The sequence below is a fragment of the Marinimicrobium sp. C6131 genome, assembly GCF_026153455.1.
GTDB lineage: Bacteria > Pseudomonadota > Gammaproteobacteria > Pseudomonadales > Cellvibrionaceae > Marinimicrobium.
On sequence record NZ_CP110629.1, the window covers coordinates 2,101,221 to 2,112,983 of the forward strand.

The window sequence follows — 11,763 nt, forward strand, 5'->3', positions numbered from 1 at the left end:
TATGAACGTCAGTGTCCCGTTAGTGACTGCCCTGGCGCTGGGCGCGCTGCTACTCGGCTGCGCCCAACAGCCAACAGGGCCCGAGCGCGAGCCAGTCTCGGCCAGCGAACCGGCCGAGGCTGCACCCGACCGTGCGGACGCGGCCCGGGAGCCCGAGCCCCGAGCCGCGCAACCGGCGCCCACCCGCCCATTCACCAGCGATACCCTGTACGCGCTGCTCGCGGCGGAAATTGCCGGTAGTCGGCAGCAGTTTGATATTGCGCTGTCCAACTATCTCCAGCAGGCCCACCAGACCCGGGACCCTCAGGTTGCGGCCCGGGCCACCCATATTGCCCGCTTTCTCTCGGCCAACAACGCCCTGCTCGATGCGGCCCTGCTCTGGGTAGAGGTCGCCCCGGACGACACCGAAGCTCAACTGAATGCCGCCCTGGCCCTGGTGCAGAACGGTCGGCTGCAGGAGGCCTTCGAACTGTCGCGGAAGCTTCAGGCCAAGGGCGAGCACACCCTGTTCCAGAACATTGCCGCCAGTGCCTCCGAGGCGACGGATACCCAACGCGAGCGACTGATCGACGGCTACCTGGCGCTCCTGGAAGAGTACCCGGAGCACCAGGAGCTGCTGATTGGCACCGGCCTGCTGATGCAGCAACAGGGGGACCTTGAGCCGGCGCTGAACTATGCCGCTCGCGCCCTGAAAGAAGCACCGGACAGCGTGGCGGCCACCATCCTCAAGGCCACACTGCTGAACCAGCTGGAGCGATCCGACGAGGCCCTGCAGACGGTGGTGGGAGCCCTGGAGGATAACCCGGAAAGCCTGCGCCTACGGCTGCAGTACGCCCGTCTGCTCACCCAGCATGACCTGGCGATGGCCCAGGAGCAGTTTGAGGTACTGGTACGCCAAGAGCCCCGGGACCCGGATCTGCGGCTGTCACTGGGTATCGTTGCCTTGGAGCGGGGCGACACCGAGACCGCCCAGACCAGTTTTGAAAGCCTGCTCGACAGCGACGAACACGCCTCCAGCGCCAACTTCTACCTGGGTCAGTTGGCCGAGCAACAAGGGCGCAACGAGGAGGCGCTGCTGTACTACCTTCAGGTTGAGCCGGGCAGCGATTTTCTTCAGGCCACCATCAACATCATGGAGCTGCTGATTGACAGCGGCCAGTTGGAAGCCGCCAACGATCATATGAACCGGATGCGCAACCGCTTCCCGGACCGGGCCGCCGACCTCTATCTGTTCCAGGCCCGGGTTCTGCTTCAGAAGGGCCATGAGGAATCCGCCGAAGCCCTGCTGGGCAACGCGCTGGAGGCGCACCCGACGCACAGCGACCTGCTTTACTCCCGCGCCATGCTGTACGACCAGCAGGACCGCCTGGAGGCCGCCGAGCGGGACCTGCGCAACATTCTGACCTATGACCCCCACAATGCCACGGCGCTCAATGCGCTCGGCTACATCCTGACGGATAAAACGGATCGTCACGAAGAGGCCTATGAACTGATTCGCCAGGCCCTGGCACTCAACCCGGAAGAGCCTGCCATTCTCGACAGCATGGGCTGGGTGCTCTACAACCTGGGCCGCCCCGAAGAGGCCCTGCCATACCTGCAGGACGCCATGAGCGCTTATCCGGATCAGGAGATTGCCGCCCACCTGGGCGAGGTTCTATGGCAACTGGACCGAAAAGAGGAAGCAAGGGCCGTCTGGCAGCAGGGGCTGGAAACCGACCCGGAAAGCGAGCTGATACCCGCCACCCGCGAACGCCTGGGCGCCGATGCGGAGGGCGCCGATCGATGAGCCGTGTCCTCGCTCTGACACTGATGCTGCTGGTCGTCGGCTGCGCCCGCCAACCGCTACAGCCCGTCGAGGACTGGGAACGCCATCAGGCCGCTGCCCAGCGGCTCAACAGCTGGCAACTCAGCGGCAAGCTGGGAGCGAGACTCCCCGACAACAGCGGCAGCGCCCGGCTGCGCTGGCATCAGGACCGGAGCGACTACCGGATCGACCTGAGCGGCCCCTTCGGCCAGGGGCGGGTCATCATCGAAACCACCGATAGCGGCGTTCGTCTGCGCCAGGGCGGTGAGCCACCCCTGGAGGCCGCCAGCGCCGAAGCCCTGATGTGGCAGACCACCGGCTGGCGAGTGCCGGTGGCCGAGCTGACTTACTGGGTGCGGGGCATCCCCGCCCCGGACAGCCGCCATCGGGTAATGGAACGCACACCACAGGGTTTGCTGAAAACCCTGCGGCAAAGCGGTTGGACGCTGCATTACAGTGACTACGAGGCCATCGGCCTGCTGCCACTGCCCGGTCGCATTGTGGCCGAACGCAAAGACACCCGGCTGACGCTGATCGTATACGACTGGTCCCTGCCTGAATCATGAACCCGGCCATCACCCTGCCCGCACCCGCCAAACTGAACCTGTGCCTGCATATCCTGGGGCGCCGTCCGGACGGTTATCATGAGCTGCAGAGCGCCTTTCAACTGCTCGATTACGGCGATGAACTGACCTTCAGCCCAAGGTCGGACACCGACATTCACCTGCACCCCGCCATCGAAGGCGTGCCGCTGAAGGACAACCTCGTCTGGCGCGCCGCCCAGCTTTTGCGCCCGCGCGCCACCGCGTACACCGGTGTCGATATCACACTGCACAAACGCCTGCCCATGGGTGGCGGACTGGGCGGTGGCAGTAGCGACGCCGCCACAACGCTGCTGGCGCTGAACCACCTGTGGGATTGCCAATACTCCAACACGGAACTGCAGGCGGTGGGGTTGCAACTTGGGGCCGATGTCCCGGTATTTGTCGCCGGCCATAGCGCCTGGGCGGAAGGGGTCGGCGAGCGACTGGTGCCCATCGATTTGCCCGAACGCTGGTTTCTGGTGGTCACGCCACCCACGCCCGTGGCCACTGGCACAATTTTTTGTCACAAAGATTTGACAAGAGACACAGCGCCCATTACAGTAGCGGCCTTTCTCGAGCGGGGCGGCAAAAACGATTGCCAACCACTGGTCAGAAAACTTTATCCGGAAGTCGATAAAGCGCTGATTTGGTTGGAAAATTTTGTCAGCAACGCTACAATGTCCGGCACCGGCGCAAGCGTGTTCGCCAGCTTCGACAATGAAGACGAAGCGCGAGACGTACAAAGGAAAACGCCCACTCACTGGTCCAGTTTCGTGGCCAGAGGCGTCAACCTGTCACCGGTGCATGATCGACTGTTCAGGCAGAATGACAGTCGAACATTGTAAAAGCGGTTTCCGTAATCGCTGAAACGACGACTACTGGGGCGTAGCCAAGCGGTAAGGCAGCGGGTTTTGATCCCGTCACGCGTAGGTTCGAATCCTACCGCCCCAGCCATTATTCGTTAACGCGCCGCTGCCTCAGCGGCGCTGTTCGTTTGGGTCGATGCCTATAGCACCTCTCCTACGTGTTTCCCGCGGATCAGATAACGGAACCGGCAACCTGCCTCAACAAGAGCTCAGTTTTCCCTCCATCTGTCCCGCATTGGTTCGACGCCAGACAAGAATACGGCTGTAATAAAGCGGCAAGGCAAACAAAAGGTACCGAACGTGACTGAGCTAATGGTATTCACCGGCAACGCCAACCCGGAACTGTCCCAGAAGATCGTGGACTGCCTGGGCATCGACCTCGGAGACGTATCAGTCTCCCAGTTTTCCGATGGCGAAATTGCCGTTGAACTGAACACCAACGTTCGTGGCCGGGACGTGTTCATTGTTCAGCCCACCTGCGCGCCCACCAATCGCAACATCATGGAGCTGATGATCATGATTGACGCGTTGCGACGCGCCTCGGCCGGACGCATTACCGCCGTGGTCCCCTACTTCGGCTACGCCCGGCAGGACCGGCGCGTTCGTTCCGCCCGGGTACCCATCACCGCCAAAGTGGTGGCCGATATGCTGGTGGGCGTGGGCATTGACCGCCTGCTGACCGTGGACCTGCACGCCGAACAGATTCAGGGCTTTTTCGACGTGCCCGTAGATAACGTTTACGGCTCGCCGGTATTGCTGGAAGACGTCGAAAAACAGAATTTTGAAGACCTGATTGTGGTCTCTCCGGACATCGGCGGCGTGGTTCGCGCCCGCGCGGTGGCCAAACAGCTTGGCGTGGACCTGGCCATCATCGACAAACGCCGCCCCAACCCGAATGTGGCGGAAGTGATGAACATCATCGGTGAAGTGGATGGCCGCACCTGCCTGCTGGTGGACGACATGGTCGATACCGCCGGTACGCTCTGCAACGCCGCGGTCGCCCTGAAAAAGCAGGGTGCCAATAAAGTGGTGGCCTACTGTACCCACCCGGTACTGTCCGGCAGCGCCATTGACCGCCTGGACAACTCGCAGTTGGATGAGCTGGTCGTGACCGACTCCATCCCGCTGAGTGAAGCGGCGCGCAACTGCTCACGGGTACGCACCCTGACCCTGTCGCGCATGCTCGCCGAAGCGGTTCGCCGCCTGAGCAATGAAGAATCCCTGAGCGCAATGTTCAACTAAAGAACGGTGCACTCAGCTAACCGCGGCCGACACGACTGTCCGGTCGCTTTTTGAACCCCGCTGGTGATTCTGGTCGCGGATTCCAGTGGATAACATCGAGGACTTATCATGTCTGAAGATTTTAAATTGAACGCCGAAGCCCGAGAAGACCTGGGGAAAGGTGCGAGCCGCCGCCTGCGTCGTCTCGAGGGCAAAGTACCCGCCATCGTGTACGGCGGCAAAGCCAAGAAGCCTGCCTCCATCATGGTCAGCCAGAAAGAACTGACCAAGCACCTGGAGAGCGAAGCTTTCTTCTCGCACATCATTGAGCTGAACATTGACGGCAAATCCGAAAATGTGATCCTCAAGGACCTGCAGCGTCACCCGGCCAAGGGTTACACCATGCACGCTGACTTCCAGCGCGTCTCCAAAACCACCAAGCTGAACACCAGTGTACCGCTGCACTTCCTCAATGAGGAAACCGCCAAGGGTGTCAAGCTGCAGGGCGGCAAGATCGTACATAACATGGTTCAGTTGGACATTACCTGTCTGCCGGCCGATCTGCCCGAGTACATCGAAGTGGACGTGGCCGACCTGGAGCTGGGCCACAGCCTGCACATCTCTGACCTGAAACTGCCGAAGGGCGTTGAGTCCGTGGAACTGAGCCACGGCCCGGATCACGACCAGCCGGTTGTGTCCATCAACAAGCCGCGCGGCATGGCCTCTGAAGAAGCCGAAAGCGAAGACGGTGAAGAAGGTGGTGAAGAGGAGAAGTAAACCTCCCTCGCCCGAAAACACACCCCGACGGGCTTTGCCCTCGGGGTGTTTTTCTATCTGAAAGGTGAACCCCCATGGACACGCCCCTACAGATGATTGTCGGCCTGGGTAATCCGGGCACCGAATACGACCGGACACGCCACAACGCCGGTGCCGACTTTGTCACCGAGCTGGCCTACCGCACCGGCGCGACCCTTACTCCCGAGAGCAAGTTTCACGGCTTGACCGCCCGCATCACCCTGGACGGGCAAGACCTGCGCCTGCTGATTCCCACCACCTTCATGAACCGCAGCGGTCAGGCCATCAGCGCCATGGCGCAATTTTTCAAGATTCCGCCCGAGGCCATTCTGGTGGCCCACGACGAGCTGGACCTGCCCCCCGGCACCGCCCGCCTGAAACACGGTGGCGGCCACGGCGGCCACAACGGCCTGCGCGATACCATCAAGGCGCTGGGCAACAACAAAGACTTCAATCGTCTGCGCCTGGGCATCGGCCACCCGGGGTCCGCCTCGCAAGTGGTGGGCTTTGTGCTGAAGAAAGCGCCCACCAGCGAACAGCAGGCGCTTCACGATGCCATTGACCGGGCCATCGATGTGCTGCCGCTCGCCGCGAAGGGCGAGTGGGCCAAGGCGATGAATCAGTTGCACACCAGAGTGTAACCAGTGCCTCAAGTTTGGGTAACGGCGGATCGGTCCGACGCATCGGAGCGCGTAGCGTGCATCCGCCGTTACCACGTAACGCCTCAACCTACTCGGGGACGACAGGCGCACGGATGTAATCCAGATTCAGGTGGCCCCACCCTCCCGTGGAGTTGTCCACCGCTTTCAGATACACCGGCCGGCCCACCGAATCGCGGCCATTCAACTGCTTTTCAACCAGCGTCTCGCTGTCGTTACCGGTGACCCGATCCAGTTCAATATCGAACTCCGCATCCATCAGCGCCAGATACTGGTTGTTGATGTCCGCACCACCGCTGATCAACACATCAATCAGCCCATCGCCGGACAGAGTGAAAGTGTCCGAGTGCAGCTCGCCGGTCAGGTCATCGCCTCCATCCTTGAACCCCCAGAGGTGATAGCTCCCTTCACGGTCAAAGCTGTAACACTCGACCCAATAGCAGGCGTCATCACTGACATCCGCGACGGAGAACGCATCGCCGTAAGCCGTCCAGCCGGTCAGGTCGCCGCTCTCAAAATCGAACACTCGTACGTCCACTGGCAGAGCCGCTGGCGCCGGTCGAGCCAGAGGGATCTGTACCGCATCCAGATTCAGATGCCCCCAGCCACCGGTCGCATCGTCCACGGCCTTCAGGTAACAGCTCTGGCCCACGCAGGCCGAACCGTCGAGCTCCCGGTAACTCAGTGCCTCGCTGTCGGTGCCAGTCACCCGGTCCAACTCCAGCCCGGAGTCCCCGTCGATCAGGGCCACATAGAGATTGTTGAGGTTATCGCCGCCGCCCACCAGCAGTCCTATGGTACCGTCACCGCCCAACTCAAACGTCGGGGATTGCAACTCACCGAGCTGATCGTCCCCACCGTCTTTGAATCCCCACACGTGGAAGTTTCCGTTGCGCTCGAAGGGATAGCACTCAACCCAGTAACAACTGTCATCCGCAACATCCAGCGAAGAGAACGCATCGCCGGTCGGCGTCCAGCCGTTGAGATCGCCCTCAAAGTCATACATGAGGCCGTCATTGTCGGATCCCTGCAGGGGAAAGGCCTGCACGGAGGTAAACGTCGTGGTGCCGCCGTCGGCGATCAGACCAACCTGAGTGCTGTCGGTCCGGGAGGGATAAATCCGGTGATGAAAAGCAGCCTTGTCATTGATGAACACCGCGATCACCGAGTGATCAATGTACACCCTGAAGGACTCCGGTTTTCCGAAAGCGGCCTCGTCGTAGCTGCCAACGTAAACACCGCTTTCTTCCAGCCCGGTGTACTGGCTCATACTGCTCTTATCAATGATCACGTCGTCCCCATCATAGTAGATGCGGGTAACCTCCTGCATATTCGGCGAGGCGGCAACGTAAAACCCGTATTGATTGCCGGTGTTGCCGGGATCCACCTCAATCAACAGTTCAGCCTGAGCGCTGCCGAAATCCAGGTCCGTATCCGCACTGATGGACAGATTCCCGGCCAGGTTACGGGCATCGTGGGTTCTCAGGCTCTCAAGCCCCGGGTAAGGGCGCTGCCCCAGGGTTTCACCATCGTCAAGCAGGCGCCACTCCACCGGCAGGCTGAAGGTGTGAGCCCAACCCAGATCGTTCTGCATCTGGGAATTGGTCCGCTCATCCACGATGCCGATGGCCACCAGTTGACCATTGCGGCGGGCAATGGTCGGTGAAAGATGACCGTGCAGTACATCCAGATTTTTGGGTTGATCATAATCGGGAACAAACTGGCCTACCCCCTGGCCATCCACCTGCCAGGTTCCCGTCCAGTATTTGCTGCGGATGAACGGCGCGTTGTTTTTCTGCATGCTTCCGCCAATGGGAGACACGACCAGCACGTATTTATCCACCCCATTCACGGTCCCCAGATACTCGAAAACCGGCATTTCCCAGATGGCGGAACCGGGGTCCATGGTGTCGTAGGGGATGGACGTAAAACCGGCCGATGATCGCTCCCAATAGCCATCGCCAAGGTGCGTCGTATGGTAGTACTCGAGGCCACCGCCATTTTGCGTGGCCGCACCAATGATCATGTGCCACCGGCCATCCGAATGCCACACGTAGGGGTCCCGCAGGTCCAGAACATTGCCCGGGTTGGGGTCATTTTTGTCGATGATCCCACCGTACTGGGTCCACCGCTCCAGATTCCCGTCATTGCTGGTGGCCCAGGCCACACCGGGATTGAAATCACCGTCGTAGTTCACGGTAGTGTAGAAGGCATGCGCCCAACCATTGTCCATCACCACATCGCCGGACCAGATACCCTTGGACCCCAGACCCGACTGACCGCCGGTATTCTCCTTTGGATAGAGGGCATCTTTGGTGTTGGTCCAGTTCACCAGATCGTCGGAGAACATATGCCCCCAGTGCATCATCCATTTATAGGGACCATTGGGTGTGCGCTGATAGAACATATGAAAGCGACCATCGTGCTCCACCAGGCCGTGGGGTTCATTGGTCCAGTTGGCGGGTGGCAGTGCATGGTATCGGGGACGCAGATGATCATCGGCGAAGCGGGTATCCGGCACCACAATGGCACTCTGCCAGGGCGTAAACCGATGCGCTTCGTACCGGTTCTTCAGCTCCGCCTGAGAGACCGCCACATCTTCGATGGCCGTTTCATCGTAGGCGGCGCTGATGGCGTTCACTTCAAACACCCCAAAGGAAATCTGCGGGTTGCTGCTTCGGCCAACCACCAGCTCGCCGTTGGTGGGCAGTTGAATGTCGGTCGCCGGAAAGCTCTGGGACACCTGCTCTACGCCATTGATATACAACGTAACGGTGCCCGCATTGACGGTGGCCGCCACGTGGGTCCAGGCATACAGAGGGAAAGGCTCCGGGGCGAACACCGTCCGCGCCTGCCCGCCAATGTAAACGTGAAACCACCAGTTACCGTAGGTATCAATGCCCAGATTGAAATCGTCTGCGCCTGTCGCGTGGATCAATGACGACGCCTGATGGTTTCCCTCCTCTGTCGAGGGATAACTCTCCAGTGCAATCCAGGTCGACAGCGTCATCTGATCGCTCACCGACACGGACAGATCGCCGGACAACCAGGTGGAGTAACCGTCGGTCCGCAGAGCGTTTCCGGTCACTCCGGGCACTCGCTCCGGCGGGTTGTTGACGTGGCGGATGGAATACACTTTTCCGGCCACTTGATCGATGACGTCTTCCTCGCCATTCGGTTCATCGTACTTCAGATGAAGAACGGATGAGGGGTAGGCATGGGCTTGAAGCGAAAAGAGGCCAAGGGAAAAAATCAGTAGTGCGACGTGTTTTATTGTCATAAGTCCTCCAAGGGACCGGGCACGCAGACTCGGACTTCATGACTCGCAGGTCATTTGAGAACGTAAAACCCCGGTTATTATGGTTAGTCGGGTTTTTTGAAATACAACACTTCAGGGGTACAGCAGTAACGCGAGCCAGTCCCTGGCTCAGGGGGATTCATCAGTGGCACCGCATGGGTGCCGACTTTATGGTTGGCGTAAGGTCCAGGCCTCTACGTTCACGACTTCCGTCTCTCCGCCGTCAGAAAACAGGTAGATGTTGTCGCTGTCCTCCCGGGTGGGATAGATCCGGAAGGAGAAAGCGGCGCTGTCGTTGATGAAGACATCCACCACTGATCCGTCCACAAAAACATGGAAGGTATGCGGTTTGCCAAAGGCCGCTTCATCGTAGGCTTCACGGTAAACCTTTTTGTCTTCGACCTGATCCGAGAGGCTGGATTTGAACTTGTTCAGTACCACTTCCTGACGCTCGGCATCGTAGCTCAGCCGGGTCACCTCTTCCTGATCCGGCGAGGTGGCCAACATAAGGCCATACTGAGAGCCGGTCACCTCGGGATTCACTTCCATCCGGATTTCCTTTTGTCGCCCCTGAATGCCCGGATCGAATTCACCGGTCACAGCGCCGGGGGTAATACTGAGGTGCGAATCCGGATCGCGCAGGGTCTGCAAGGCATCTGCAGGTGACTGTCCCAGCGTTTCCCCGTCTTCCAATAAACGCCACTCGCGAGGGAAGCTGAAGGTATGCGTCCAACCCGCATCCAGTTGAGCCTGGGAAGAGCGCCGCTCATCCACAATACCAATACCCACCAATTGGCCCCCATTGTCGCGGGCGACGGTGGGCGACAGATGGCCGGCAATGACATCCAGGTTCTTCGGTGTCAGGTAATCCGGCGTAAACGAGCCATTGTTCCAGGTGCCGGTCCAGTAGACGCCGCGAGTGGGTTTGTCGTCATCGTATTTGCCGACTTCGCCACCAATCGGGTTGACCACCAGAATATGCTTGCCATCACCCAGCGGCTCAAACACCGGCATTTCCCAGATCGCGGAACCGATATCCATCTGGGAGTAGGCGGGCACCGTGAAGCGCGACTTGCGGGACCAGTTGTAAAGGTCGGTAGAGGTGTAGTAATCAAGACCGCCGCCTCCGCTGACCCGGGCGCCAATGATCATGTGCCAGGTATCGCCCTCTTTCCACAAGTAGGGATCACGGAAATCTTCCACCCGGTCGGAATCAATGATCGGGCCCTGCTTCTCCCAGTCCCGCAGGTTCTCATGGTCACTGGTCGCCAGTGCCACACCCGGGTTGTAGGGACCGGAATGATTGACGTTGGTATAAAAGGCGTAGGCCGTGCCATTTTCATACACCACATCACCGGACCAGATGCCTTTCATGTCATAGCCCCGCGTGTCCGATAGTTCCAGCGTCGGCCAGAGCGCATCCTCTTCATCCTGCCACTGCACCAGATCATCCGAGTACATGTGCCCCCAGTGCATCTGGGTTTTAAAGGGTCCGTTGGGCGTACGCTGGTAGAACATGTGAAACCTGCCATCGACATTGACCAGACCGTGAGGCTCGTTGGTCCAATTGGCCGGCGGCATGGCATGGAATTGCGGCCGCTGCAGATCACCGGCAAACCGGCTGTCCGGCACGATCAGAGAGTCGTGCGCCGCACCATCGGCCTGCGCCACATTCACATCCAGGCTGTCCTGAATCAGTTCCGGTGTGCGCGCCCCCGGGTAAACCCGGGTTTCATCAAAGGCGCCGTTGAGCGCATTGACCAGGAAGATGCCCAGATACTTGTCAGTGTGACTTTTGCCAATCAGAAGATCACCGCCGGCATAGCTGATCTGGCTGTCTTCCGAAATGGTTTCAGTGGCCACCGACTCGCCGTTCAGATACAGCGACACGGATTCGTTGGGCGTATCCACCACGGCGGCCACATGGGCCCACTCATACAGCGGGAACACATCCGGCGCACCCAGCGTTACCGGTTCGCCATCCAGATACACGGTAAAGCCCCACTGACCAAAAGTGTTGATGTCCAGCGAGAAACCCGCCAGCTCATTCCGCTGACTGATAAACGAAGAGGGCGTCAGTGCATCGTGCGGCACCTCCGCATCCGAGGGGTAGCTTTCCAGTGCCACCCAGGTTTCCACGGTCAGGGTTTTATTCGATGCCGGGTCCAGATCCGCATTCACCCAGGTTGAATAGCCGTCCGTGCGCAGCGCCTGCCCCTCAACACCGGGCACCAGCTCCGGCGCATCGAAGGCGTTTTCAACGGGAAAGTCGTTACTGCCCGCCTCATTGCTGACCCGTACGTCATCGACCAGCGTGTTGTAATCCAGATGTATCAACGCCTCCGCATCGGGTGACGGAATCTCATCAGCGGGCGGCTCATCATCGGGGTCCTGCGGCGCCGGGGTGCCACCATCGGAGCCACCACCGCCGCTACCACAACCATTCAGAGCAACCAACAGTGCGAGACTGGTCAGGGTGAGGGTTCGCTTTTCGAAAAACATCGTGTTGACCTCATTGGTTCTTTTGGTGCGACCA

General features: G+C 59.9%; 8 protein-coding genes and 1 tRNA gene. 7 read left to right on the forward strand and 2 right to left on the reverse strand.

All coding sequences use genetic code 11. From position 1 onward, the window contains the following. Position 1: 1 nt before the first annotated feature. The 7 genes from OOT55_RS09100 (at position 2) to pth (ending at position 5,911) form a co-directional block, all read left to right on the forward strand. Positions 2-1,786 carry a tetratricopeptide repeat protein gene (locus OOT55_RS09100; RefSeq protein WP_265368765.1) on the forward strand — a complete coding sequence of 595 codons (1,785 nt, stop codon included), beginning with the start codon at positions 2-4 and terminating at the stop codon, positions 1,784-1,786. Further along, positions 1,783-2,370: a lipoprotein insertase outer membrane protein LolB gene (gene lolB, locus OOT55_RS09105; RefSeq protein WP_265368766.1), complete on the forward strand. Its 588-nt coding sequence runs from the start codon at positions 1,783-1,785 to the stop codon at positions 2,368-2,370. The genes OOT55_RS09100 and lolB overlap by 4 nt, the downstream gene beginning before the upstream one ends. After that, entirely contained in the window at positions 2,367-3,233 is an 867-nt protein-coding gene (gene ispE, locus OOT55_RS09110; RefSeq protein WP_265368767.1) for a 4-(cytidine 5'-diphospho)-2-C-methyl-D-erythritol kinase, read from the forward strand. The genes lolB and ispE overlap by 4 nt, the downstream gene beginning before the upstream one ends. A 34-nt stretch (positions 3,234-3,267) precedes the next feature. Continuing rightward, positions 3,268-3,342, forward strand: a tRNA-Gln gene (locus OOT55_RS09115). A 224-nt stretch (positions 3,343-3,566) separates the two neighbouring features. Further along, positions 3,567-4,496 carry a ribose-phosphate pyrophosphokinase gene (locus OOT55_RS09120; protein ID WP_036160594.1) on the forward strand — a complete coding sequence of 310 codons (930 nt, stop codon included), beginning with the start codon at positions 3,567-3,569 and terminating at the stop codon, positions 4,494-4,496. Between the two features lie 108 nt (positions 4,497-4,604). Next, complete coding sequence (locus OOT55_RS09125; protein ID WP_265365575.1) at positions 4,605-5,252, forward strand: 50S ribosomal protein L25/general stress protein Ctc; 648 nt, start codon at positions 4,605-4,607, stop codon at positions 5,250-5,252. A 74-nt stretch (positions 5,253-5,326) separates the two neighbouring features. Beyond that, a complete protein-coding gene (gene pth, locus OOT55_RS09130; RefSeq protein WP_265365576.1) occupies positions 5,327-5,911 on the forward strand; it encodes an aminoacyl-tRNA hydrolase in 585 nt (194 codons plus the stop codon). 88 nt (positions 5,912-5,999) lie between these two features. On the opposite strand, the gene OOT55_RS09135 is transcribed toward pth, so the two are convergent. Both OOT55_RS09135 and OOT55_RS09140 read right to left on the reverse strand, forming a co-directional pair. Next, positions 6,000-9,209, reverse strand: coding sequence for a LamG-like jellyroll fold domain-containing protein (locus OOT55_RS09135; RefSeq protein WP_265365577.1), 3,210 nt, complete (start codon positions 9,207-9,209; stop codon positions 6,000-6,002). Between the two features lie 186 nt (positions 9,210-9,395). Beyond that, complete coding sequence (locus tag OOT55_RS09140) at positions 9,396-11,729, reverse strand: GH32 C-terminal domain-containing protein (protein WP_265365578.1); 2,334 nt, start codon at positions 11,727-11,729, stop codon at positions 9,396-9,398. Positions 11,730-11,763: the final 34 nt, after the last annotated feature.